The organism is Variovorax sp. BGA-UO-ETr-C22 (genome assembly GCF_059567965.1).
In genome coordinates this window covers 1,597,538-1,621,351 of the sequence record NZ_JCAQPA010000011.1, presented here as the reverse complement: position 1 = coordinate 1,621,351, position 23,814 = coordinate 1,597,538, and the positions used below count along the sequence as shown (strand labels likewise).

General features: G+C 66.7%; 23 protein-coding genes and 1 pseudogene. 12 read left to right on the top strand and 12 right to left on the bottom strand.

The window, feature by feature from the left end; genetic code table 11:
• Positions 1 to 67 precede the first annotated feature (67 nt).
• Together AC57B8_RS27685 and AC57B8_RS27680 are read right to left on the bottom strand one after the other, a co-directional pair.
• On the bottom strand, positions 68 to 802 hold the full coding sequence (locus AC57B8_RS27685) for a transporter substrate-binding domain-containing protein (protein WP_496481345.1): 735 nt from the start codon (positions 800 to 802) through the stop codon (positions 68 to 70).
• Between the two features lie 69 nt (positions 803 to 871).
• Positions 872 to 1,720 (bottom strand): substrate-binding domain-containing protein, encoded by an 849-nt coding sequence (locus AC57B8_RS27680; RefSeq protein WP_495261746.1) that lies wholly within the window; start codon positions 1,718 to 1,720, stop codon positions 872 to 874.
• A 297-nt stretch (positions 1,721 to 2,017) separates the two neighbouring features.
• On the opposite strand from AC57B8_RS27680, the pseudogene AC57B8_RS27675 reads away from it, so the two are divergent.
• Positions 2,018 to 3,988: pseudogene (locus AC57B8_RS27675) on the top strand (CocE/NonD family hydrolase).
• Between the two features lie 132 nt (positions 3,989 to 4,120).
• On the opposite strand, the gene AC57B8_RS27670 reads toward AC57B8_RS27675, so the two are convergent.
• The 4 genes from AC57B8_RS27670 to AC57B8_RS27655 form a co-directional block, all read right to left on the bottom strand.
• The gene (locus AC57B8_RS27670) at positions 4,121 to 4,837 is read right to left on the bottom strand and encodes a Crp/Fnr family transcriptional regulator (RefSeq protein WP_095947560.1); all 717 of its coding nucleotides are present in this window, start codon (positions 4,835 to 4,837) and stop codon (positions 4,121 to 4,123) included.
• A 133-nt stretch (positions 4,838 to 4,970) separates the two neighbouring features.
• Positions 4,971 to 5,180, bottom strand: a complete 210-nt coding sequence (locus AC57B8_RS27665; RefSeq protein ID WP_496481344.1) for a type II toxin-antitoxin system antitoxin — start codon at positions 5,178 to 5,180, stop codon at positions 4,971 to 4,973.
• A 45-nt stretch (positions 5,181 to 5,225) separates the two neighbouring features.
• Entirely contained in the window at positions 5,226 to 6,122 is an 897-nt protein-coding gene (locus tag AC57B8_RS27660; RefSeq protein WP_095744991.1) for an SPFH domain-containing protein, read from the bottom strand.
• Between the two features lie 24 nt (positions 6,123 to 6,146).
• Positions 6,147 to 7,067 carry a LysR family transcriptional regulator gene (locus AC57B8_RS27655; protein ID WP_062474621.1) on the bottom strand — a complete coding sequence of 307 codons (921 nt, stop codon included), beginning with the start codon at positions 7,065 to 7,067 and terminating at the stop codon, positions 6,147 to 6,149.
• A gap of 109 nt (positions 7,068 to 7,176) precedes the next feature.
• On the opposite strand from AC57B8_RS27655, the gene AC57B8_RS27650 reads away from it, so the two are divergent.
• Both AC57B8_RS27650 and AC57B8_RS27645 read left to right on the top strand, forming a co-directional pair.
• On the top strand, positions 7,177 to 7,608 hold the full coding sequence (locus AC57B8_RS27650) for a VOC family protein (RefSeq protein ID WP_062474623.1): 432 nt from the start codon (positions 7,177 to 7,179) through the stop codon (positions 7,606 to 7,608).
• Positions 7,609 to 7,702: 94 nt separating this feature from the next.
• Positions 7,703 to 8,533: an amino acid ABC transporter substrate-binding protein gene (locus tag AC57B8_RS27645; RefSeq protein WP_496481343.1), complete on the top strand. Its 831-nt coding sequence runs from the start codon at positions 7,703 to 7,705 to the stop codon at positions 8,531 to 8,533.
• 29 nt (positions 8,534 to 8,562) lie between these two features.
• On the opposite strand, the gene AC57B8_RS27640 is transcribed toward AC57B8_RS27645, so the two are convergent.
• From AC57B8_RS27640 to AC57B8_RS27630, 3 genes are all read right to left on the bottom strand, one after another.
• The gene (locus tag AC57B8_RS27640) at positions 8,563 to 9,333 is read right to left on the bottom strand and encodes a TIGR04325 family methyltransferase (RefSeq protein WP_496481342.1); all 771 of its coding nucleotides are present in this window, start codon (positions 9,331 to 9,333) and stop codon (positions 8,563 to 8,565) included.
• Between the two features lie 92 nt (positions 9,334 to 9,425).
• Positions 9,426 to 10,319: a response regulator transcription factor gene (locus tag AC57B8_RS27635; RefSeq protein ID WP_307693863.1), complete on the bottom strand. Its 894-nt coding sequence runs from the start codon at positions 10,317 to 10,319 to the stop codon at positions 9,426 to 9,428.
• Positions 10,291 to 13,686 (bottom strand): hybrid sensor histidine kinase/response regulator, encoded by a 3,396-nt coding sequence (locus AC57B8_RS27630; RefSeq protein WP_496481341.1) that lies wholly within the window; start codon positions 13,684 to 13,686, stop codon positions 10,291 to 10,293. The genes AC57B8_RS27635 and AC57B8_RS27630 overlap by 29 nt, the downstream gene beginning before the upstream one ends.
• A 244-nt stretch (positions 13,687 to 13,930) precedes the next feature.
• On the opposite strand from AC57B8_RS27630, the gene urtA reads away from it, so the two are divergent.
• From urtA to AC57B8_RS27590, 8 genes are all read left to right on the top strand, one after another.
• Positions 13,931 to 15,199: an urea ABC transporter substrate-binding protein gene (gene urtA, locus AC57B8_RS27625; protein WP_062478305.1), complete on the top strand. Its 1,269-nt coding sequence runs from the start codon at positions 13,931 to 13,933 to the stop codon at positions 15,197 to 15,199.
• Between the two features lie 124 nt (positions 15,200 to 15,323).
• Complete coding sequence (urtB, locus tag AC57B8_RS27620; protein WP_139701702.1) at positions 15,324 to 16,238, top strand: urea ABC transporter permease subunit UrtB; 915 nt, start codon at positions 15,324 to 15,326, stop codon at positions 16,236 to 16,238.
• A 28-nt stretch (positions 16,239 to 16,266) separates the two neighbouring features.
• Positions 16,267 to 17,463, top strand: coding sequence for an urea ABC transporter permease subunit UrtC (gene urtC / locus AC57B8_RS27615; protein WP_496481340.1), 1,197 nt, complete (start codon positions 16,267 to 16,269; stop codon positions 17,461 to 17,463).
• A gap of 21 nt (positions 17,464 to 17,484) precedes the next feature.
• Positions 17,485 to 18,228, top strand: a complete 744-nt coding sequence (urtD, locus tag AC57B8_RS27610; protein WP_095744996.1) for an urea ABC transporter ATP-binding protein UrtD — start codon at positions 17,485 to 17,487, stop codon at positions 18,226 to 18,228.
• Positions 18,229 to 18,243: 15 nt separating this feature from the next.
• Positions 18,244 to 18,933: an urea ABC transporter ATP-binding subunit UrtE gene (gene urtE / locus AC57B8_RS27605; RefSeq protein WP_070060401.1), complete on the top strand. Its 690-nt coding sequence runs from the start codon at positions 18,244 to 18,246 to the stop codon at positions 18,931 to 18,933.
• Positions 18,934 to 18,957: 24 nt separating this feature from the next.
• On the top strand, positions 18,958 to 20,190 hold the full coding sequence (gene fmdA / locus AC57B8_RS27600; protein ID WP_095947569.1) for a formamidase: 1,233 nt from the start codon (positions 18,958 to 18,960) through the stop codon (positions 20,188 to 20,190).
• Between the two features lie 4 nt (positions 20,191 to 20,194).
• Positions 20,195 to 20,539, top strand: a complete 345-nt coding sequence (locus AC57B8_RS27595) for a zinc ribbon domain-containing protein (RefSeq protein ID WP_496481339.1) — start codon at positions 20,195 to 20,197, stop codon at positions 20,537 to 20,539.
• 231 nt (positions 20,540 to 20,770) lie between these two features.
• A complete protein-coding gene (locus tag AC57B8_RS27590; RefSeq protein WP_492678531.1) occupies positions 20,771 to 21,121 on the top strand; it encodes an alpha/beta hydrolase in 351 nt (116 codons plus the stop codon).
• Between the two features lie 91 nt (positions 21,122 to 21,212).
• Here the strand turns inward: AC57B8_RS27590 and AC57B8_RS27585 are convergent, their stop codons facing one another.
• Positions 21,213 to 21,566 carry a VOC family protein gene (locus tag AC57B8_RS27585; protein ID WP_095947572.1) on the bottom strand — a complete coding sequence of 118 codons (354 nt, stop codon included), beginning with the start codon at positions 21,564 to 21,566 and terminating at the stop codon, positions 21,213 to 21,215.
• Positions 21,563 to 21,871, bottom strand: a complete 309-nt coding sequence (locus AC57B8_RS27580; RefSeq protein ID WP_495304689.1) for a hypothetical protein — start codon at positions 21,869 to 21,871, stop codon at positions 21,563 to 21,565. Before AC57B8_RS27580 ends, AC57B8_RS27585 begins: the two co-directional genes overlap by 4 nt.
• Positions 21,872 to 22,003: 132 nt before the next feature.
• Between AC57B8_RS27580 and AC57B8_RS27575 the strand changes: the two genes are divergently transcribed.
• Positions 22,004 to 22,933 carry a MurR/RpiR family transcriptional regulator gene (locus AC57B8_RS27575; protein WP_223301301.1) on the top strand — a complete coding sequence of 310 codons (930 nt, stop codon included), beginning with the start codon at positions 22,004 to 22,006 and terminating at the stop codon, positions 22,931 to 22,933.
• Here the strand turns inward: AC57B8_RS27575 and AC57B8_RS27570 are convergent.
• Positions 22,870 to 23,745, bottom strand: a complete 876-nt coding sequence (locus AC57B8_RS27570) for an HAD-IIA family hydrolase (protein ID WP_496481338.1) — start codon at positions 23,743 to 23,745, stop codon at positions 22,870 to 22,872. The two genes, AC57B8_RS27575 and AC57B8_RS27570, sit on opposite strands and share 64 nt — an antisense overlap.
• Positions 23,746 to 23,814 lie beyond the last annotated feature (69 nt).

The window sequence follows — 23,814 nt, the reverse complement described above, 5'->3', positions numbered from 1 at the left end:
GCCGGGGGACATTCGCGGAGGGAAGTACCCGGTGGCCTGTGCACGCGCCCTGAACAAGAGCGCCTAGTTACGGCGCAACGATCGCGCCCTCGATGCGATGGCGTTTCAACGCATCGGCCACGAAGCCAGAAGCCTTCATCTCCTCGACAAAGGAAGAGAGCAGCGCCTGCGCCTCGGCCCCCCGGCTGGCAGGCGTGCCCATCGCCTGCTGGATCACCATGAAGCGCCCCGGCAGCACACGCACCCCCGGTGCGCGGGCCGCTTCGCCTTCGAGCAGTTGGCGGATGCCCGCCGCCACCTCGACCTCGCCTGCGCGCAATGCCGCGAGCGCAGGGCCAGCGCCCTGAAGGCGCACGATCTCGGCCGCCTTGATCTCGCGCGTGAGGAACAGGTCGTAGGCGCTCCCAGAGCCGACCGAGATGCGGTGGCCTGCGGCATCGACCTGCGCGTTGTCGGTCAGCGCAGAAGATTCGGGCACGAGGTAGCTGCCTTCGATCAGCACGTAAGGCGCCGTGAAGCGCAGCCCTTCGCTGCGCGCCGGATCGACCGCGAAGAAGCCGATGTCGGCCTTCTCGTTCTTCACCGCGTCCACCGAGGCCGCGGCCTTCTCGAACACCACCAGCTCGATGCCCACGCCAAGGCGCCGCGCGAACTCGCGGGCCAGGTCGATCGACACGCCGACGGGTTCGCCCGTGGTGGCGTCCTTGTTGGCGAGGATCGGGTTGCCGAGGTTGATCGAGGCGCGCAGCATGCCGCTGGGCGCGAAGGCGGCCACGAGGGCGGAAGAAGGCGAAGTGGTCATGGCGTCCGTTCGTCGGAAAGAGGAAGGAGGGGATGAAGGGCGCCAGTTTACGGGCCGTGGGGCGCCGGCTCAGCGTGCCGACAGGGGCTCCAGCCCCGTCTTCGCGATCGTCGGCGCCGCGGCCGGCGCGTTGAGGTAGCGGATCAGCTGGCGCGCCGCCTCCGGCTGCTTCGAGGCCGTGGCCACGCCGGCCGAGAACACCGTCACGCGCTGCACCTCGGCGGGCAGCGGGCCGATGTAGTCGATGCCCTCGATGGGCAGCAGCTCGCTCACCTGCTGCAGGCCGAGGGCCGCGTCGCCGCGCGCCACCACCGTGCCCACGCGCTCGCTCAAGATGCGCTTGCTCTTGGGCTTCACCTGGTCTTCGATGCCCAGCGTCTTGAGCAGCTCGGTCTCGTAGTAGGTGCCGCTCGCGCTTGCCGAGTAGGCGATCGACGGCGCCGCGAGCAGCGTGCGCTTGAGCGCATCGACCGTGCCGATGTCGGGCTTGGGCGCGCCCTTGCGCACCGCGAAGCCGATCGACGAGCGCACCAGGTCGACCTGGCTGCCCGCCACCACCTTGCCCTGCGCCACCAGCGCATCGAGCGCGGGGCGGGCCAGGATCACCACGTCGGCGGGTTCATTGCGGCCGAGGCGGCTGGGAATCGAGTCGCTGGCGTTGCCCATCGACGCGCCGTAGGCCGTCTTCACGCTGCGGCCGGTGCTGCGCTCGAAGCCGGGGCGCAGCTCGTTGTAGGCGGCGGTGAAGCCGCCGGAGGTCATGACGTGGATGTCGCCTGTGGCGGCGGGTGGTGTGCTGACGCAACCGGCGAGCGCGAAGGAGGCGGCCAGCGCCAGGGCGGCGCGGCGGGTCAGGGCGGAACGGGGGAAGGCGAAGGCTGTCACGGCGTGTGTCTCCTGAAGATCGTGCCGTGCCATCGTAGGGGCCGAGGCTGTCAATCGGCCTTCAGGAAATTCCGGGTTACTACCAGCGTCACGGGTCGAGTCGGGCGCCGTGATCCACGGTGGTTTCAACCGAGCCCTAGGGAAAACACCGCGAAGGCCGATCGCACATTGTCCTCGTGCGGATAGTTGCGTTTGGGGACTCTGACTACGCTTCTTCGAGCCCTCGTGAAGCGCCATCACGGCGTCTTTGTGTTGCCTCCATCGCGTGCTTGCGGCTGGAGCGGGCGATGTCGAATTTCAGATGGATCGTTTGAAAAACTCCAAGGAGACATGATGAAAAGCGTCAGATCACGCACCACACGCGGCCTTCTCGCGGCATGCGCTTCCCTGTTCCTCTGGGGATGCGGCGGGGGCAGCGGCTCCACCGCGCCTCCCTTCCTGCTTCTGCCTGCGCCTTCCACTGCGTCTTCCGATTTGCCTCCCGACCCACCTCCCACACTGCACACGTCGGAACAGTATCCGAAGATCACCTGCGAAGAGGTGATGGTCCCCATGCGCGATGGCGTCAAGCTCACGACGCAGATCTACAGGCCGGAAGGCGAGGCTGGCAAGCTGCCGGTGGTCCTGATGCGCGACCCCTATGCACGCCGTGCGGATGGAGGCCGCTGCTTCAGCGGGGCGGTGGCGATTTTTGGCAGCTTGAGCCTGGTGCCGCATGGGTACGCGGTGGTCTCGCAATCCGTGCGGGGCACCATCACCTCGGAGGGAAAGTTCGGCCTGATGACGCAGGAAGCGGACGACGGCTACGACGCCGTGGAATGGGCATGAACGCAGCCGTGGTCCACGGGCAAGGTCGGCATGACGGGTCGCTCCTATCTGGGATTCACGCAATGGCAGACAGCGATCAAAAGTCCACCTCACCTCGCGGCGATAGCGCCCACGATCACGGGGTCCGACTATCACGACAACTGGACCTATGTGAACGGGGTCTTCAGCCCCTGGTTCAATATCAGCTGGATCGCCGCGTGGTTCGGGCCGGACCAGATCATTCGCGCAGGCCAGGCGGCAAGAACGCCAAAGACAGAGATCGATGCGCAGGTGTCGGCATGGAACGCTTCGCTGGACGACATGCCGTCCTGGGCGGCCACGCTGCCGCTGACCGGCATCCCGCAGTTCAAGGCACACCAGCCCTACTTCTACGAATGGCTGGCGCATCCTGACTACGACGACTACTGGAAGAAGATGGACGTCGAGGCCAACTATGCGAACGTCAAGGTCCCGGCTTTGGTGACGGGTGCCTCGTACGATCTTTTCAACGTGGGATCGGTCAGGAGCTACCAGGGTATGCGTGTGGGCGCCGGCACCGCCACGGCCAGAAGCGGTTCGAAATTCGTGTGGAACGCGTATGGGCATTCGCCCGACACCCGCACACCGTCGTTCGGCTCGGACACACAGCCCGATGCGTTGATCGAGAAGCGCTTCTTCGACCTGCACCTCAAGGGCATCGACAGCGGCGCCGACAAGGAACCCAATGCCCGAATCTACGTGATGGTGCCGCCTGACAGCGGCGCGGCCGGAAGCGGCTTCTGGGCCAGCGGGGACGACTTCCCGCTGCCCGGCACCCAACAGGTGAAATACTTCATGTCGAGCAACGGAAGTGCCAACACGCGATCGGGAGACGGCATCCTGACCACCGATGCCTCGAAGCTGGGAACGGCAGACCGTGACCGCTTTGTCTACGACCCGGCGAAGCCTGTACCGACCGTCGGCGGCAACATCTGCTGCGACGCCGTGCGCGTGCCGGGTGGCGCGCGAGAACAAGCAGCGGTCGAGGCACGGCAAGACGTGCTGGTCTACACCAGTGCTCCCTTGGCGGCCGACGTACCGGTGGTCGGCATGGTGAAGGCCTCGTTCTGGGCGATGACCTCGGCAAAGGACACCGACTTCACGGTCAAGCTGGTCGACGTGCGACCCGACGGGCAGACCCACAACATCGTCGACCGGATCGTGCGGGCACGCTATCGGGTCGGATCGAAGTTGAAGCCTTCGTTGATCGAGCCCAACACGCCCTACCAGTTCGATCTCGAAGTGGGGAACACGGCCATGGTCTTGCCCAAGGGGCACCGCATCCGGGTTCAGATCTCGTCGTCGAACTTTCCGCTTTACGCTAGGAACCTGAACACCGGCGCGGACAACAACACCACCAGTGACTTCGTGGTGGCGAACCAGACATTGCTGCACGGACCGACGCAGTTGTCGTTCATTGAATTGCCGGTGGCACCGATCTCGAGGCCGCAGTAGCACGCTGCTCGAGGGCCCTTGCGGCTCTGGACCGCACCCGCAGGGATCCAGCGCGGTGCGTCTTGCTCGCCAGGGCCGGTTCGCCAGCCTTCGCGGGCTTGCCGTTCTTGTGCTGCCGTGGGCAGGGGGCCATCACGCGCCGTTCGCACTGCGGTGACGAAGGCCTTCCAGGTCGCGCACCAGCAGTGCGCCGTACTGCGGTTGCACCAGGCCCTCTGCGACGAGCGACTGGATGGCGTAGTTGGTGCGCTGGCGCGTGAGCCCGGCCAGTTCACCGAGTTCTTCCTGCGACATGTCGAGCACGGCCGTCCGGGTCGGATACAGCACCGGGTTGTACAGGCCGACGATGGAACGGCACAGACGCGAGACCGGGTCGATCATCCGGTCCGTCTGCACCGTGGCCATGAACTGGGCGAGACGCTCGTTGAGGTGGTCGATGATGAAGCGGTTGAAGTCGAAGCTGACCGTCAACAGCCAATGAAAGGTGGCGCGAGGAATGTGCACCACGCGGCTCGGACGCATCGCGACGAGGTCGTAGTGGCGAATCTCGCGCTTGAGGACGGAGCCCTCGCCAACCCAGCTGCCTTCCGGGATGCCGGTGAACAGCACCGACTTGCCGCTTTCAAAGTCGACGACCACCTTCAACAAACCGCTTGCGACACCGATCCATGAGTCGACGTGCCGGCCTCGGCGGGCCACCACCGCGTGCGCATCGTGGATTGTGGTGTAGGCGTCCGCAAGAATGCGGTCACTGACCGATGCAGGCAACGCCTTCATCCAGCTCATGCCGAGCAGGAATTCGGACGAAAGGCTCGAATCGGCATGCGGCTCAGGGGGGCAGACGGTCATGGCATGTCTTCAGAGTTGATCTCCGGCGCGGAGCAGCTTGTCCCCGCCGATGCCTTTGCGCAGTGCGCTCACGGCGGCCACATGCCCGAAAGGAACGATGATCCTATCGCGTTGACCGGCCTTCTGCAGCGACCTATTTTTCGCGCGGCGGCTTGGGCGGGTCCGCGTCCTTGACGGGCGCAGCCGCCGCCGGCAGCCGCCCCCGCTTCGCCAGCCCTTCGCGCAGCAGGAACTCGACCTGCGCGTTCGCGCTGCGCAGCTCCTGGGCCGCCAGCCGCTCGATCTCGGCCCACAGGGCCGGATCGATGCGCAGCGGGTAGGACTTCTTACCGGGACTGGCCATCAGGGAACAACGACGTGGCGGCGGTGAACGGGAGCCGTGGATGCATCAGGTATAGAGCGTGCCCGTGTTGACCACGGGCTGGGTTTCGCGGTCCGAGCACAGTACCACCAGCAGGTTCGACACCATCGAGGCCTTGCGTTCGTCGTCGAGCACGACGAGGTTGCGCTCCGACAGCCCCTTGAGGGCGGCCTCGACCATGCCCACCGCGCCCGCCACGATCTGGTGCCGCGCGCTCACGATGGCCACGGCCTGCTGGCGCCGCAACATCACCTGGGCGATCTCGGGCGCATAGGCCAGGTGGGTGAGCTTGGCGTCGAGCACCTCGACGCCGGCGCTGGCAAAGCGCTGGTTCAGCTCGGCCTTGAGGGCGTCGGCCACCACGTCGAGCCCAGCGCGCAGCGTGACCTCGTCGCTCTGCAGGTCGTCGCCGCTGTCGTAGGCGTAGAGCGTGGCCAGGTGGCGGATGGCGGCTTCGGACTGGATGGCGACGAACTTGTTGTAGTCGTCGATCTCGAACACGGCCTGCGCCGTGTCGTGCACGCGCCAGACCACGGCCGCGCCGATCTCCACCGGGTTGCCGCGCTTGTCGTTCACCTTCAGCGGCGGCGTGTTCAGGTTGCGCGCGCGCAGCGAGATTTTCTGGCCGGCCTGGAACGGGTTGGTCCAGCGCAAGCCCTCGCTGCGGTCGGTGCCCTGGTACTTGCCGAAGAGCGTGAGGATGATGCCCTCGTTGGGCTTGAGCATGTACAGCCCCGGCAGCAGCGAGACGCCGACGACGATCAGCAAGATGCTCAGGGGCAGCGGCATCATCCGCCGCACGAGAACCCAGGCGCCGACCGCAAGGATCAGCAGCGCCACGGCAACGATGCCGTATCCGTTGACGGACCGGTACGGCCGCTCCCTGCGGACCGGGCGAGGGATGGACGGGGTCTGCTCGTGCATGAATGCCTCCTGTTGAAAGTGATATCACTCTAATATCTTTTTGGAGGTCGTCAAGGCTTTCTTTCGCCCCGCCTTCGCGGGTTCGGCCGCGTCCCGCAGACACTGCGCAAACTGCGCGACGAGGGGCGGGCTGGCGCGTGGCTTGCGCTGCAGGAGGCCGATCTCGCGATGGAACGTGGCCTCGCCGAGGGACAGCATGCGCACGCCCGGCGGCAGCGGCAAGTGGGCCTCGACCCACGGCACGAGCGCAACGCCCAGGCCCTTGGAGGCCAGGTGGATGAGCCCGGAGATTTCGTCGACCTCGATGGCGTCGTTGACCACGAGGCCTTCGCGCTGGAGGAATCGTTCGACCATGCGCCCGCCGAACGATGCGCGGTCGTAGCGCAGGAACGGCTGTTCCTGCAGCAGCGTGCGCCAGTTCCTGCCCGGCACGCTCGCGGGGGCAATGAGCACATAGGGCTCGCGCACCAGAGTCTGCCAGGTCAGCTCGGGAAGAATGCCGAAAGGCGGCCGGATGATCACGGCCGCATCGATGCTGCCGGCGTCCAGGTCGTCCATCAGCCGCATCGACACGCCGGGCGAGATGTGCACGCGCAGCAGGGGGAAGCCGGCGCGCAATTTTTCGAGCGCCCGCGCCACCAGTGTCGGCTGCGCGGACGCAATGGCGCCGATGCGCAGCAGCCCGGCATTCGCAGCGTCGTCGGGCAGCTCGCCGAGCTTGGCGTAGAGGCCGCAGATTTCTTCCGCCCGTCCCAGCGTGGTCTCGCCCGCCGCATTCAAGGTGGCAGAGCGGCCTGTGCGGTCGAAAAGCGGGAACCCCAGGGATTCCTCGAGCCGCTTGATCTGGCTGCTGACGGCCGATTGCGTGAGGCCGATGCGCTCTCCCGCCGCGGCGAATGTGCCGTGGCGACACACGGCGATGAAGGTTCGAAGCTCGGTGATCATTCGGGATTCATCGAAATGGGTGGTGCTCAGCGATGAAATATATCGTTTTCGGTTATGTGGCCCGCTGCTTAGAGTTTGCTCACCCTGAACTCCTTGATCGATGAACCCCATGAGCACCCCCACTGCACGCATCCCGTTCCACCTGGCCTTTCCCGTGCGCGACATCGCCGAGGCGCGCGCCTTCTACGGCGAGTTGCTCGAATGTCCCGAAGGCCGCAGTTCGACCGAGTGGGTCGACTTCAACTTCCACGGCCACCAGATCGTGGCGCACCTGGCGCCCGACGAATGCGGCCACAAGACGCACAGCGCCGTGGACGGCCATGACGTGCCTGTGCGTCACTTCGGCGCCGTGCTGCCGATGGACCTGTGGCAGGCAATGGCCGACAAGCTCATCGCACGCCAGACGAAATTCGTGATCGAGCCCTACATCCGGTTCAAGGGCGAGCCCGGCGAACAGGCGACGATGTTCTTTCTCGACCCGTCGGGCAACGCCATCGAGCTGAAGTCCTTTGCGGACCTGGATTCGCTGTTCGCCGTCTGAAAGCGCCGACGTGAAAACAACCCACTGCCTTCTGGCGGCCGCAACGGCCGCGGCGCTCCTGCTGTGCGCCGGGCGTGCATCCGCCCAAACCGACGTGCTGAAGAAGATCAGGGAGTCCGGCGCCATCACCATGGGCGTGCGCGACGCCTCGGGCGCCATGTCCTTCACGCTGGGGCCCGGCAGCTACACGGGCTTTCACGTCGAGGTCTGCGAACGTGTCATTGCCGACATCGGGAAGGCGTTGCAGATCGGCAAGATCCACGTGAAGTACCAGCTCGTCACGCCGCAGAACCGCATGCCGCTCGTGCAGAACGGAACGGTCGACATCGAGTGCGGCACCACGACCAACAATGCGGCGCGCCAGAAAGACGTCGCGTTCGCCCCGACGCTCTATGTCGAGGGGGTTCGCATCGCGGTCAAGGCGACATCCGGCGTTGCTTCTGCGGCCCAGCTCGCCGGCAAGGCGGTGGCCGTCACGACGGGGAGCACCTCCGTCCAGCTGCTGAGAAAACTCAAGCGCGACAACGCCCCTGAGATCGCGCAGGTGTACGCCAAGGACAACAGCGAAGGGTTCCTGCTGCTCGAATCGGGCCGCGCAGAGGGCTTCGTCGCCGACGGGCAGATCCTTGCCACCTTGATTTCCAGGAGCAAGGAGCCGGCGCAGTACCGGTTGCTCGACCAGGTGCTCAGCGTCGAGCCGATCGCGATCATGATTCCCAAGGGCGATGCCGCGTTCAAGAAGCTGGTCGATCAAAGCGTCCTGGCGTTGGCAAGGAGCGGGGACGCCGCGCGGATCTACGACAAGTGGTTCATGCAGCCCATTGCGCCGCACGGCGCGAAGGTGGGACTGCCGGCCAGCGCCCTGACCAGGGCCGCCTGGGCCAACCCCAGCGACAAGCCGATGGAAGACTACGAGGTGCGATAGGGCGGCACCCGCAAGGCGACGAGGTCGAATCAGGCGATCAGGTCGAAGCAGCAGCCCGCGTAGTACGGCTTGTCGCCGCCATCGACGAAGGGCACCTCGATCGGCTTGCCCTCGTTGCGCCACACGTCGCGCTTGCGGTAGCCGGAGCGTGCCAGGTCGGCCAGCAGCTCGTCGTGGTGCTGGATGCGGTAGGCGCACACGGCCACGCCGATGCTGTTGAGCGTGTAGATCGTGCGCTCGGGGTGCACGGCCGTGGTGTTCATGACGATGCGCCGGGGCTTCACGGCGAGCGCGGAAAGAATCGCGTCCATGCGCACCGGCAGGTACTGCAGGCTGCCCGACACGTACAGCACGTCGCAGCCGCTCGCGTCGCGGTAGTCGGTGGTGAAGCTCAGTTGCGCGGTCGCCTCGCGCTTGACGGCCATCGCGCGGCCGCTCTCGACCACGCCGGGCACGTCGCACACGGTCCAGCGCAGGGTGTCGGGGTAGCTCAGCACGCGCCGGAAGGCGTAGTACTTGATGCCGACGTGCCCGCCCAGGTCGAACACGCGCGTGAGGCCCGCATCGATGGAGCGGCCCAGCCAGAAGAGGCCGGGGTAGTCGTAGAAATAGATCTGCGGGCTGTAGAGCTCGCCCGCGTCGGCGTTGGCGTAGCCGATGGCCTTGGAGGGCGGCGCGCCGGCCTCGGCCGCCTCGAAGCTCTCGAACGACCCCATGAAGAGGTTCTCGTCCGTGTTGTTCAGGAACTTGCGCCGGTAGGCGCTTTCGCGGGGCGGGAAGGTCAGCAGGCTTGAAAGCATGTCTCTCTCCTGTGGCTGTCCCATTCTGAGCGCAATCGGCGCCTTTGGGGGGCGATAGCCCAGTGCCGCGGGGGCGGTTACCCCGTGGGGGTTTACATGCCGCTCGCCAGCGCTGCAGCCGCCGCGCGGGTCTCCACCCCCAGCTTCTCGAAGATGTGCTCCAGGTGCTTGTTCACCGTGCGCGGGCTGGTGCCCAGGATCTCGCCGATGTCGCGGTTGGTCTTGCCCTTGGCGAGCCAGGACAGCACCTCGGTCTCGCGCGGCGTGAGGGCCGCGTCGGCCAGGCGCGCGGCCGGGCCTTCGCGCTGGAGGGCGAACAGCAGCATGGTCTCGCCCAGCGCCGCCGCGCCCAGGTTGCGCACCGACAGGCGCATGCCCGTGGCGGTGCCGATGGCGATCGACGCACCCGGCGCCAGCGCGGGCTCCACCGACGCGGGCAGGCGGCCCGGCGCCACCGGGTCTTCGAGCGCGTGCAGCCACAGCGCGGCCTGCGGCGAGCGCCAGGCGATGCGCCCGCGCGTGTCGACGAACACCACGCCCATGCCCGCTACGTCGACCGCGTCGCGCGCCATGCGCGTGATGCGGGCGTTGCGCGTGTGGGTGTGCAGCCGCGCCAGCACCTCCTGCGCGCGGATCGGCTTCACCACGTAGTCGACGCCGCCGCACTCGAAGCCCTCGACCACGTGCGCGGTTTCCGACAGGCCGGTCATGAACAGCACCGGGATGTGCGCCAGCGCCGCGTTGGCCTTGATGCGCCGGCAGGTCTCGAAGCCCGAGAGGCCGGGCATGAGGCCGTCGAGCAATATCGCGTCGGGCACCACCAGCTCGAGCCGCTGCAGCGCGGCCTCGCCGTCGGCCGCCACCAGCACGGTGTAGCCGCTGGCCTCGAGTGTGTCGCACAGCATGCCCAGGCTGCTGGGGGCGTCGTCCACCACCAGCACGACGGGGCGTTCGGATTCATGACCGGGCGAGGGGAGTGTCTGCATCTTCTGCCAGTGCGTTGCGGAGGGTGTCGAGTTCGAAGCGCGCGACCATGCCGCGCAGCCAGGTGCAGGTGGCCGCCGCGGCGGGCGAGGCCGCGGCCAGCCGGTCGAGCGCGGTGTGCAGGCCGCGCACATGGCCCATCTGCACCAGGCGCATGAGGTCGGCGCGATCGTCTTCGTTGAGCGCGAGCAGGGGCAGGCGCGGCGGGTTCGTGTCGGGGTCGGCGGGCGGCGGCAGGGCGTCGCCGATCGCCAGCCATTCGAGGCCCAGGTGCCGCTCCAGCGTGGCGATGAGTTCCGACTCGATCACCGGCTTGCCCACGAAGGCCTGGCAGCCCGCGGCGCGCAGCCGGTCGGTCTGGTTCTCGAACATGTTGGCCGAGACGATGATGATCGGCAGCTCGGCAAAGCCCGAGGCCCGCACCGAGCGCGCGGTCTGCCAGCCGTCCATGTCGTCCATCGTCAGGTCCAGCAGGATGGCCGAGGGCAGCTCTTCGCGCAGGCTGTCCAGGCACTCGGTGCCGCTGGCCGCCTCTCGCACCGTGAAGCCCAGCGGTGCGAGCATGCCGGCGAGCATCTGGCGCTGCACCGGCTGGTCGTCCACCACCAGCAGCGTGCGGCGCTCGCCCAGGTAGCCCGACACCGGTTCGCGTGAGCCCGCCTGCGGGCCGGGGTCAGCCACCTCACGCAGGTACACGCGCACGCTGAAGGTGCTGCCCGCCGAGGAGGTCGACGCCAGCTTGAGCTCGCCGCCCATCAGCGAAGTGAGCAGCCCGGTGATCGTCAAACCCAGCCCCGTGCCCGGCTCGCCGCGCCGGCGGCCCGCGGCGCCGCGCTCGAAGGGCAAAAAGATGCGCTGGCGGTCCTGCGGCGCCACGCCGATGCCGGTGTCGACCACGTCGAAGCGCAGCACCTCGCGCCGCGCGTCGACGTGCAGCGTGACGGTGCCGCTGTCGGTGAAGCGCACGGCGTTGGTCAGCAGGTTGATGAGAATCTGGCGCAGCCACTTCACGTCGGCATGCACCCACGGCGGCAGCCGGCCCGCATGCGTGTAGACGAACGCCAGGCCCTTGGCCTCGGCCTGCGGCCGCACCATCTGCACCACCTGGTCGAGAAAGGCCGGCAGCGCCAGCGGCGAGGGCTCCAGCTGCAGCCGGCCGGCCTCGATGCGCGCCAGGTCGAGCAGCCCGTCGATGAGGCCCAGCATGTGCTCGCCGCTGCGGTGGATGGTCTGCACCGCCTCGCGCGGTGGCAGGGCCGCGTCGCCGCCCTTGAGCAGGATCTGCGAGTAGCCCAGGATGCTGTTGAGCGGCGTGCGCAGCTCGTGCGTCATGCCGGCCACGTAGCGGGTCTTGGCCTGGTTGGCGGCCTCGGCGGCTTCCTTGGCGGTCTGCAGCGCGGCATCGGTGCGGCGGTGCGCTTCGATCTCCAGGGCCAGCAGGTTGTTGTGGCGGTTCGATTCTTCCTGCGCCATCTGCCGGCTCTCGCTGCCCAGCACCACCCACCACGCGGCCACGGCGGCGATCACCGAGAGCAGCGCGAACACTTTGAGAAAGGCCGTCGCCATCGCCGAATCGATGGTGCCCGCGATGGCCTCCTGCGCGTAGACCACGCCGACCACGGTGGCGAGCAGCGCGATCAGCGAGGTGGCGACCAGCAGGTAATGCGCGACGCGGAAGTTCAGCCGCGCCGACAGCGCGGGCGGCAGCAGCGCCTGCAGCCAGCCGCTCATCTGCTCGGCGGCGCGCGAGTCGGTCTTGCAGCGGTCGTGGCAGCGCGATTCGAGCGTGCAGCACAGCGAGCAGATCGGCGCGCTGTAGGCCGGGCAGTGCGCCATGTCTTCCGACTCGAAGCTGTTGTCGCACACCGAGCATTTCACGCTCTGGCCGGGCGTCCAGCGGTCGATGTCGGTGCGCGCCAGGTAGTAGCGTCCGCGCGTCTGCCATGCCAGCAGCGGCGACACGGCCATGGCGGTGGCCAGCGCGATGAAGGGCGAGAAGGCCCGCGCCCACTGGCCCAGCGCGCCCGAGTAGGCCAGCATCGCGAGCGCCGCCGCCACCAGCATCGCGACCAGGCCCACGGGGTTGATGTCGTACAGGTGCGCGCGCTTGAACTCGATGGTCTTCGGGCTCCAGCCCAGCGGCTTGTTGATGACCAGGTCGGCCACCAGCGCGCCGACCCAGGCGATGGCGATGTTGCTGTAGAAGCCCAGCACGTGCTCCAGCGCGGCGAACACGCCCAGCGCCATCAGCAGGATGGCGATGGCCACGTTGAACACCAGCCACACCACACGCCCCGGGTGGCTGTGCGTGAGCCGCGCGAAGAAGTTCGACCACGCGAGCGAGCCTGCGTAGGCGTTGGTCAGGTTGATCTTCATCTGCGAGACCACCACGAACAGCACCGTGATGCCCAGCACCCACGCCGGGTCGCGCAGCACGTACGAAAAGCCCGTGAGGTACATCTGCGTGGGCTCGATCGCGTGGTTGGCCGGTATCTCGTGCTGCAGCGCCAGGAAGGCCAGGAACGCGCCGCCCATCATCTTCAGCATGCCCGGCACGATCCAGCCCGGCCCCGCGACCAGCACCGCCGTCCACCAGCGCCCGCGGTTGGCGGCGGTCTTCTCGGGCAGGAAGCGCAGGTAGTCGACCTGCTCGCCGATCTGCACCACGAGCGAGAAGGCCACCGTGGCGGCAGCGCCGAACATCAGCGGATCGAAGCCGCTGCTGTCCGAGGTGCGGCCCACCAGGCCGGTGAAGTCGGCATACAGCTCGGGCTTCTTCACCATCACCGCGATGAAGGGGCAGACGAACAGCACGATCCAGATCGGCTGCGTCCACAACTGCAGCCCCGAAATGAGCGTGATGCCGCGCGCCACCAGCGGAATGATCACGATCGACGACACCAGGTACAGCAGCCACAGCGGCCAATCGAGGTACATCTGCAGCGCCAGCGCGAGGATGGCCGCTTCGAGCGCGAAGAAGATGAAGGTGAAGCTCGCGTAGATCAGCGAGGTGAGCGTGGAGCCCAGGTAGCCGAAGCCCGCGCCGCGCGTGAGGAGGTCCATGTCCACGCCGTGGCGCGCGGCGTAGTACGAGATGGGCAGGCCCGTGAGGAAGGTGATGAGCCCCACCACCAGGATCGCCCACAGCGCGTTCGAGAAACCGTAGCTCAGCGCGATCGCGCCGCCGATGGCCTCCAGCGCCAGGAACGAGGTGGCGCCGAAGGCCGCGTTGGCCACGCGGAACTCCGACCACTTGCGAAAGCTGCGCGGCGTGTAGCGCAGCGCGTAGTCCTCCAGCGTTTCGTTCGCGACCCAGGCGTTGTAGTCGCGGCGGATGCGAAAGATCTTCTGTCCGGAGACGGATGTCATGGCGGGTTCTCGCGGCGGCGGCAACGGTGGCATGCGGCAGGTACAGCAAGAAGCGCTCCCTGCTGTCTCGTGCCTTGTCTGCTCGCGAGTCTGCGGCCCGGGCAGGGGCGCATCGCTACGTTGAATGACGTATTCGCGCAGAGGCAAGTGATTTCTAAAGTACCAGCCATGGTGCTCGCAGCACCGTCCGATGCACTGCGATGGTGCGCGGCTCACTCTTCTTTCAACCTGCCTGGAGTTCCTGATGTCGCGTGATTCCGATCCTTCTTCCCTCGATGCCATGGCACTGCGCCGCCGCCGCCTGCTGCAGGGCGCCGCCGCGCTGCCCGTGATGGGCCTGAGCGGCCTGAGCTTCGGCCAGGGTCAGTTCCCCACGGCCAAGGTCAACACCACCAAGCTCGCGGTGACCGACACCGAAGTCACGGTGGGCCAGCTGCATTCGTCCACCGGCACGATGGCCATCTCGGAGACGGGTTCCATCCAGGCCGAGCAACTGGCCATCGACCAGATCAACGCCATGGGCGGCATCCTGGGTCGCAAGATCAAGGTCATCAAGGAAGACGGCGCCTCCGACTGGCCGACCTTCGCCGAGAAGTCGAAGAAGCTGCTGGTCAACGACAAGGTCGCGGCCGTGTTCGGCTGCTGGACCAGCGCCTCGCGCAAGGCCGTGCTGCCGGTGTTCGAAAAAGAGAACGGCCTCCTGTACTACCCGACCTTCTACGAAGGCCTGGAGCAGAGCAAGAACGTGATCTACACGGGCCAGGAGGCCACGCAGCAGATCATCTGGGGCCTCGACTGGGGCGCGAAGGAGAAGAAGGCCAAGACCTTCTTCCTGGTGGGCTCCGACTACATCTGGCCGCGCACCTCGATGAAGATCGCGCGCAAGCACATCGAGAACTTCCAGAAGGGTTCGGTCAAGGGCGAGGAGTACTACCCGCTGGGCCACACCAACTTCAACTCGCTGATCAACAAGATCAAGGTCGCCAAGCCCGACTGCATCTTCGCGGCGGTGGTGGGCGGATCGAACGTGGCCTTCTACAAGCAGCTCAAGGCCGCGGGCATCACGGGCGACAAGCAGTTCCTGCTGACGCTGGCCGTGACCGAGGACGAAATGACCGGCGTGGGCGGCGAGAACTTCGCGGGCTTCTACTCGTCGATGAAGTACTTCCAGACGCTGGACAACGAGAACAACAAGAAGTTCGTGGCCGCCTTCAAGGCCAAGTACGGCAAGGACGCGGTGATCGGCGATGTGACGCAGGCGGGCTACCTCGGTCCGTGGCTGTGGAAGGCTGCGGTGGAGAAGGCGGGCAGCTTCGACATCGACAAGGTGGTGGCGGCGTCGCCGGGCATCGAGCTGAAGACGGCGCCGGAAGGCTACGTGAAGCTGGACGCCAACCACCATCTGTGGAGCAAGGCGCGCATTGGGCAGGGGCAGCTCGACGGCAGCTTCAAGGTCGTTGCGGAATCGGGCGAGCTCATCAAGCCCGATCCGTTCCCCAAGGGGTATCAGTAACTCCCCCGAAGCGGCTCACTTCGTGTAGCCGCCTCCCCCTCAAGGGGGCGACACCTGCGGCCCGGCAAAGCCGGTTCCGCGGTGTCTCACGACTTGTTCCCTGACCCTTACCGGATATTGCGCAATGAGCCTCTCGGACATGATGAACATCGGCCTGATGCAGGGCTTCGCGGGGCTGAGCCTCTTCGCGGTGCTGCTGCTCATGGGCCTCGGGCTCGCGATCATCTTCGGGCAGATGGGCGTGATCAACATGGCGCATGGCGAGTTCATGACCATCGGCGCCTACTCGATCTTCCTGGCCGCGCAGGTGACCGAACGCATGGCGCCCTCGCTCATGCCGTACTACTTTCCGATCGCGATCGGGCTGGCTTTCGTGTTCGCCTTCATCGCGGGCTGGCTCGTGGAGTGGGCGCTGATCCGCCACCTGTACAAGCGGCCGCTCGACACGCTGCTCGCCACCTGGGGCGTGAGCCTGGGCCTGCAGCAGATCTTTCGCACCTTCATCGGCCCGAAGGAAGTGAGCCCCACGCTGCCCGAGTGGCTCATGGGCTCGTGGACGCCGCATGAAGGCCTGGACATCCCGATCAACGGCCTCTTCGTGCTGGCGCTCACCGCGCTGGTCACGGGCGGCGTGCTCATCGCCTTGCACAAGAGCCGCTGGGGCCTGCGGGTGCGCGCCACCGTGGCCAACCGCACGATGGCCAATGCCACCGGCATCGACACCAAGAAGACCGACCGCCTCACCTTCGCCATCGGTTGCGGCATTGCCGGCGTGGCGGGCGCGGCCTTCACCACCATCGGCTCGACCGGGCCGACCTCGGGCTCGCTGTACATCGTCGATGCGTTCCTGGTCGTCACCTTCGGCGGCGCGGCCAGCCTGCTGGGCACCGTGGTTTCGGCCTTCGGCATTGCGCAGACCCAGTCGATCTCGGAGTTCTTCATGACCGGCTCGATGGCCAAGGTGCTGACGCTGTCTTTGATCGTGCTGATTCTCATGATGCGACCGCAAGGACTTTTCGCAGTCAAGGTCCGCCGCTGAACCCGAATCCTTCCCGGAGAACCTCCCGATGAATTTCCTCAAGGCCTCGATCCGGCGCTACCAGCTCGGCAGCCTCCTGCTGCTGGTGCTGCTGCTCGCGGTGGTGCTGCCGCTGTCACTCGACATCTTCCGCCTCAACCTCGTGGGCAAGTACCTCACCTATGCCTTCGTGGCCGTGGGCCTCGTCATGGTGTGGGGCTACGGCGGCGTGCTGAGCCTGGGGCAGGGCGTGTTCTTCGGCATCGGCGGCTATGCGATGGCGATGTTCCTGAAGCTCGAAGCGTCGGACCCCATCACCACCAAGATCCAGTCGACGCCCGGCATTCCGGACTTCATGGACTGGAACCAGATCACCGAGCTGCCCGCGCTGTGGCTCCCGTTCAAGAGCCTGCCGCTGAGCCTGGCGCTGGTGGTTCTGGCGCCGATGGCACTGGCCTGGCTCATCAGCTTCGCGATGTTCAAGCGCCGTGTGGGCGGCGTGTACTTCGCGATCATCACGCAGGCGGTGGCGCTGATCTGCACCGTGCTCATCATCGGCCAGCAGGGCTACACGGGCGGCGTGAACGGCATGACCGACCTGAAGACGCTGCTGGGCTGGGACACGCGCACCGACAGCGCCAAGTACATCCTCTACTACGTCTGCGTGGGCCTGCTGGTGGCGAGCATCCTGCTGTGCCGCTGGGTGCAGACCAGCAAGCTCGGCACGCTGCTGCTCGCCATGCGCGACAAGGAAGACCGCGTGCGCTTCTCGGGCTACGACGTGTCGAACTTCAAGGTCTTCACCTTCTGCCTCGCGGCCGGGCTCTCGGGCATCGGTGGCGCGATGTTCGCGCTGCAGGTCGGCTTCATGTCGCCGAGCTTCGTGGGCATCGTGCCCTCGATCGAGATGGTGATCTTCTGCGCCGTCGGCGGCCGCATGAGCCTGGTGGGCGCGGTGTACGGCGCGCTGCTGGTGAATGCGGGCAAGACGCTGTTCTCCGAGAGCTTTCCCGACCTGTGGCTGTTCCTGATGGCCGCGCTCTTCATCGGCGTGACCATGGCTTTCCCGATGGGCCTGGCGGGCCTGTGGGAAGACACGATCAAGCCGTGGTGGGCCTCGCGTCGCCAGGCCCTGCGCGACGCCGCGGTGAAGCCGCCGCCCGCCGCCGTGTCGGCCCCTTCACCCGTCGCCGCGCCGCAGGCCGAGCCCGTGCTGCCCGAAGGCATCGGCCGCCAGCGCGCCTGACCGACACCGGAGCCCCACCCCATGAGCAACACCGACTTCGCACTCGCCGTGGAAGACCTCAGCGTCTCCTTCGACGGCTTCAAGGCCATCGACGACCTGACGCTGTACATCGACAGGAACGAGCTGCGCGTGATCATCGGCCCCAACGGCGCCGGCAAGACCACGCTGCTCGATTTGATCTGCGGCAAGACGCGCGCCAGCGCCGGCAGCATCAAGTTCAAGAACACCGAGCTCACCAAGATGGCCGAGCACAAGCGCGTGCGGCTGGGCATCGGGCGCAAGTTCCAGACGCCGTCGATCTACGAGAACCTGAGCGTGTTCCAGAACCTGGAGGTGTCGTTTCCGAAGGGGCGCTCGGTGTTCGGCGCGCTGGCCTTCCAGTGCGACGACGAGGTCAAGGGCAAGGTGCAGGCCATCGCCACGGAGATCGGCCTGGCCGACAAGCTCGGCACAGAAGCCGGCCTCCTGAGCCACGGCCAGAAGCAGTGGCTGGAGATCGGCATGCTGCTGATGCAGGAGCCCGAACTGCTGATGCTCGACGAGCCCATTGCAGGCATGAGCGCGCGCGAACGCGAACTCACGGCCGACCTGCTGCAGCGCATCTGCCGCAACCGCGCCGTGATCGTCATCGAGCACGACATGGCCTTCGTCAAGCAGATCGCGCACAAGGTCACCGTGATGCACCAGGGAAAGATCCTCGCCGAAGGGCCGATGGAGAAGGTGCAGGCCGACCCGAAAGTCATCGACGTCTACCTGGGCCACTGAACCATGAGCACCATCATGCTGAAGGTCGACGACCTGCACACCGCCTACGGCCAGAGCGAGGCGCTGCACGGCATCTCGTTCGTGGGCCATGCCAACGAAACCATCGCCATCATGGGCCGCAACGGCATGGGCAAGACCACGCTGTTCAAGAGCCTCATGGGCGTGCTGCCGATCAAGAGCGGACGCATCGAAGTGGCGGGGCAGGACGTGTCGCGCGACGAGAGCTTTCGCCGCGTGGCCAAGGGCATTGCGTATGTGCCGCAGGGCCGGATGATCTTCCCGACGCTGACGGTGGAAGAGAACATCCAGACCGGCCTGGAGAACTCGAAGACCCGCCGCATCCCCGAGGAAATCTACGCGCTCTTCCCCGTGCTGTGGGACATGAAGAGCCGCAAGGGCGGCAACCTCTCGGGCGGCCAGCAGCAGCAGCTGGCGATTGCGCGCGCGCTCGTCACCGACCCCAAGGTGCTGCTGCTCGACGAGCCCACCGAGGGCATCCAGCCTTCGATCATCAAGGACATCGCCAAGGCGCTCAACGAGATCCGCAAGCTGCGCGGCATCACCATCGTCGTGTCCGAGCAGGTGCTGAGTTTCGCGATGGACGTGGCCGACCGGCTGTTCGTCATCGAAGGCGGCCGGCTCGTGCACGAGACCGCGCGCGACAAGACCGATGTGGATCACATCAAAGCTTATCTCTCTGTCTAACCACAACCCCAGGAGCCACTGCACATGACGGACACGCTGATCAAGGTCGACCTGACCAAGCCGCCCACCGAGAACGAGAACATCCACAACCGCTGGCACCCGGACATTCCGATGGCCTGCTGGGTCAACCCGGGCGATGACTTCATCCTCGAGACCTTCGACTGGACCGGCGGCTTCATCAAGAACAACGACAGCGCCGACGACGTGCGCGACATCGACCTGAGCACGGTGCACTACCTCTCGGGCCCGGTGGGCGTGAAGGGCGCCGAGCCCGGCGACCTGCTGGTGGTCGACCTGCTGGACATCGGCGCCAAGCAGGACAGCCTCTGGGGCTTCAACGGCTTCTTCTCGAAGAAGAACGGCGGCGGCTTTTTGACCGACCATTTCCCCGAGGCGCAGAAATCGATCTGGGACTTCAAGGGCATGTTCACCAGCTCGCGCCACATCCCGGGCGTGAACTTCGCGGGGCTGATCCACCCAGGCCTCATCGGCTGCCTGCCCGACAAGCCCATGCTCGACATGTGGAACGAGCGCGAGAAGGCACTCATTGCCACCGACCCGGACCGCGTGCCCGGCCTTGCCAACCCGCCGTTCGCCGGCACCGCCCACATGGGCAAGATGACCGGCGAGGCGAGGGCGAAGGCCGCCGCCGAGGGCGCGCGCACCGTGCCGCCGCGCGAGCATGGCGGCAATTGCGACATCAAGGATCTGTCGCGCGGCTCGAAGGTGTTCTTCCCCGTGTACGTCGACGGCGCGGGCCTGAGCGTGGGCGACCTGCACTTCAGCCAGGGCGACGGCGAGATCACCTTCTGCGGCGCCATCGAGATGGCCGGCTGGGTGCACATGAAGGTCACGCTCATCAAGGGCGGCATGGCCAAGTACGGCATCAAGAACCCGATCTTCAAGCCCAGCCCGATCACGCCGCAGTACAACGACTACCTGATCTTCGAAGGCATCTCGGTCGACGAGAGCGGCAAGCAGCACTACCTGGACGTGAACGTGGCCTACCGCCAGGCCTGCCTGAACGCCATCGAGTACCTGAAGAAGTTCGGCTACTCGGGCGCGCAGGCCTATTCGATTCTGGGCACGGCGCCGGTGCAGGGCCACATCAGCGGCGTGGTCGATGTGCCCAACTCATGCGCCACGCTGTGGCTGCCCACGGGCATCTTCGACTTCGACATCAACCCGAACGCCTCGGGGCCTGTGAAGTTCATCGACGGCAGCATCGACATGCCGCTGTCGCACGACCTGCGCTGAAGCCATGCCGACCTACGACTACGCCTGCGCGCAATGCGGCGGCTTCGAATCGCTGCGGCCTTCGGGCCAGCGCGACGAGCCCGCCGCCTGCCCCGATTGCGGCAGCGCCTCGCCGCGCGTGTTCACGGCCGCGCCGCGCCTGGCGCTGATGGCCGCCGACACGCGCCACGCGATGGCCACCAACGAACGCGCGCGCCACGAGCCCTCGAGCTCACGCGATTACGCGCGGCTGCGGCATCCCTCGGGCTGCGGCTGCTGCTCGGGATCGTCGCGGCGCAGTGCCACGCAGACCGCGCCGAACGGTGCGAAATCGGCCCCGTCGCGGCGGCCCTGGATGATCTCGCACTGAGGGTCCGGTGTGCATTCCTTGCATGCGTACAGCGCATGCAAGGAATGCCGGCAGCGAGAACTTTCTCGTGCGTTCCCTCTGGAGGAGAGGGTTCCGGCCGCCGCATCGCATGCGCGGGCGGCGCGCGATTGTTTCAATCCCGTGAACGCCGCGATTCCTTTTGCTGCGGTTTTTTGGGGCGCTTCAGGTTCAAACTTCATCCCATCAACACACCACCTGAAGGAGATTGAAATGAATGCCTCGAAGACCCTCGCTGCCGTTGCGCTCTCGCTCCTGGCTGTTGCCGGTGCCCACGCCGAAACCTACGACGGCGTGCACACCGTGCACTCGACCCTCTCACGTTCGGACGTCGCGTCGCAAGCCGTGGCCGCCGCTCGTGCCGGCAACGAGTACAGCGACGGCGCCACCGCCGGCGCACAGACCTTCACCTCGACCGCCGACCGCTCGACGATCCGCGCTGAAGCCGTCGCCAAGGCCCACGACCCGCTCGCCAGCCTCGACCGCCGCGCGTTCTACCGCGACGAAGTGCCGGCCGCTTACAAGAAGCCCAGCGTGTCGTTCACGCGCCAGGCTGGCCTGTAAGCCAAGCCACTGTGGCAAGCCGATGCCTGCATCGGCTGCCTGAAGAACGAACGGGCCCTCGCGGCCCGTTTTTTCGTTGGGGCGTCGCGCGTCAGGCTGCGTGTGCAAGGACGTTGACAAGCTTCCCGAACGGATCGCGGACATAGAAACGGCGCACACCCCAGGGTTCGTCGACCGGGCCGTATTCGATGGCAAAGCCGGCAGCCTGCATGCGCGCAAGCGCGGTGTCGACATCGTCGACTTCGATGGAAAGGTCGGGCACCGGCGTGCCCGAACCGCCTTCAGACGCAAAGCTGACCTGCACGCTCATCTCGGCCTGTGAACCGTAGGTGCGTATCCAGCCGTGGTCCATCAGCAGATCGAGGCCGAGCACGTCGGCGTAGAAGACCTGTGCGCGCGCCACATCCTGCGTCGCGAAGTTGGCGACCAGTCGTTTGACTTTCATTGTTTGGAACTCTCTTCGGCGGTTTCGGGTGCGATGCGGAAAGCCTTGGGCTTGCCGCCGGATTCGGCATGGAGCAGGTCACCTTCGATGCGGATGCGGGTCCACGTGTCGATGATGCCGTCGGCGCCGATCAGTTCGATGCTGTCGCCAGACAGTACCCGGTAGCGAAACGACGGCGCGCACTGCGGGCCATCGTGCGTGCCCAGCACCGCGCGAAGGAATCCGTTCGATGCGAACCAGTAGATCTCGACCTGGGTGTCGGAGATTAGTTGCAGCCGGCGGTCGATGGGGAGGGCGGTGGTCATGAGAGATGAGGGGGCGGGTGTCACCACAAGGCAGCCAATTCCGAATGAGGAGCGGCCGAATATAGAAGACCCAGCATGCCTGGCCAGCCGCGTGCGTGAAACCGCCATCGAGGGCGGGTAAGCTCGCGGCCCATGAAGCGCAACAGCACTCCCCGCACGTCCAAGTCCACCGGCGGCAAGGCTGCCGCGGCGCCCGCCGCCGAGGCATCCGACGTCCCGGTGTCGGCCGTGCTGGCGCGCATCGAAACCCTCTGGTCCTCGCTCGGCCCCGTGGGCCAGCGCATCGCCGATTTCATCGTGAAGAACCCGCGCGAAGTGGTCCACATGTCGGTGAGCGAGGTGGCCGAGCGCACGGGGTCGAGCGAGGGCAGCATCGTCGGCCTGTGCAAGAACCTGGGCGCCACGGGCTTCCAGCAGATCAAGATTGCGCTGGCGCAGGAGATCGTGCGGCCGGTGCAGTTCATCCACGAAGACCTCGATCCGCAGGACAAGGCCGACGCGGTCATCCGCAAGATCTTCCAGAGCAACGTGCAGACGCTGCACGACACGCAGTCGATGCTCGACGCGAAGGCGATGGAGCGTGCGGTGCAGCTGTTTCGCAAGGCCGAGCGCATCGAGATCTACGGCATCGGCAGTTCGGCCACCATCGCCGAGGACGCGCACTACCGCATGCTGCGCATCGGCCTCAATGCCAAGGTGGTGGTCGATTCGCACGTGCAGGCCATCAGCGCCTCGCTCACGAATGCGAAGACGGCGGTGCTGACGATTTCGCATTCGGGCAGCACGCACGAGACGGTGACGGCCACGCGCCTTGCGAAGGAGGCCGGCGCCGCCACGGTGTGCATCACCAACTTCGGCAAGTCGCCGATCCAGGCCTTTGCCGACGTGCTGCTGTTCACCATGGCGCGCGAAACCAACTTCCGCACCGAGGCGATGACGAGCCGGCTAGCGCAGCTGGCGATCATCGACGTGCTGATCGCCTGCCTGGCGCTGTCGGACTACGACACCTCGGTGCGCACGCTGCGCCAGACCTTCGACGTGCTCTCGCTCAAGCGGTACTGAGGCGCGGGTTCCACTGCTTCTGAGACGGGCGGCACGAGCAGCCCGGCCACCGTGGGCGCCACCGCCCCCGGCGATTCACCCACCAGCACGCAGGCCAGGCCGAGCCGCGCAGCGCCTTCGCCGTCGGTCAGCGGGTTGTCGCCGACCACCACCGTGCGCCCGGCGCTCGCGCCGAGGCGGCGCAGGCCTTCTTCGAACAGCAGCGGCGCGGGCTTGCCGACCACGCACCACGGCTGCACGCCGCTGGCCGCGACCACGGCCGCGAGCAGCGCGCCGGTCTCGGGCACCACGCGGCCTTGCGGGCCCGGGTGCGTGGCGTCGGCATTGGTCACCATCAGCCTGGCGCCGCGCCGCAGTGCGTTCGCGATGACCGACAGGCGCGTGTGGCTGAAGTGCATGTCGAGCGCGAGCAGCACGACGTCGGCCTCGGCTTCCGCGGACACCAGCTGGCAGCCCTGCGCGCGCGCGTAGCGCTGCAGGGCAGGGCTGGCGGCCAGCAGCACGCGCGCCTGCGGATGCTGCAGTACCAGCTGGCGCACCGCGAGTTCGCCGGCTAGCACGATGCGCTCGGGCGGCACGCGCAGGCCCAGCTTGCGCAGCCGCACCGACAGGCCCTGCGCCGTGTGTGTGGAGTTGTTGGACACGATGGCGTAGCGGTCGTGGAAATGCGCCAGCAAGCGGGCTGCGCCGTCGATGGCTTCCTGCTGGCGCACCAGCGTGCCGTCGAGGTCGACCAGCAGGTGGCGGGCCTGCGCCAGCGCATGGACGGCGCCTGCGTTCGTGGTCCCTGTTGTCGTGTGATGCGTGCTCATGGATCTCCGGGAGTGGGGCCGTCTTGAGAGGCTCGGCCGTGGCGGCGGATTCTATTGAATATTGCTCAG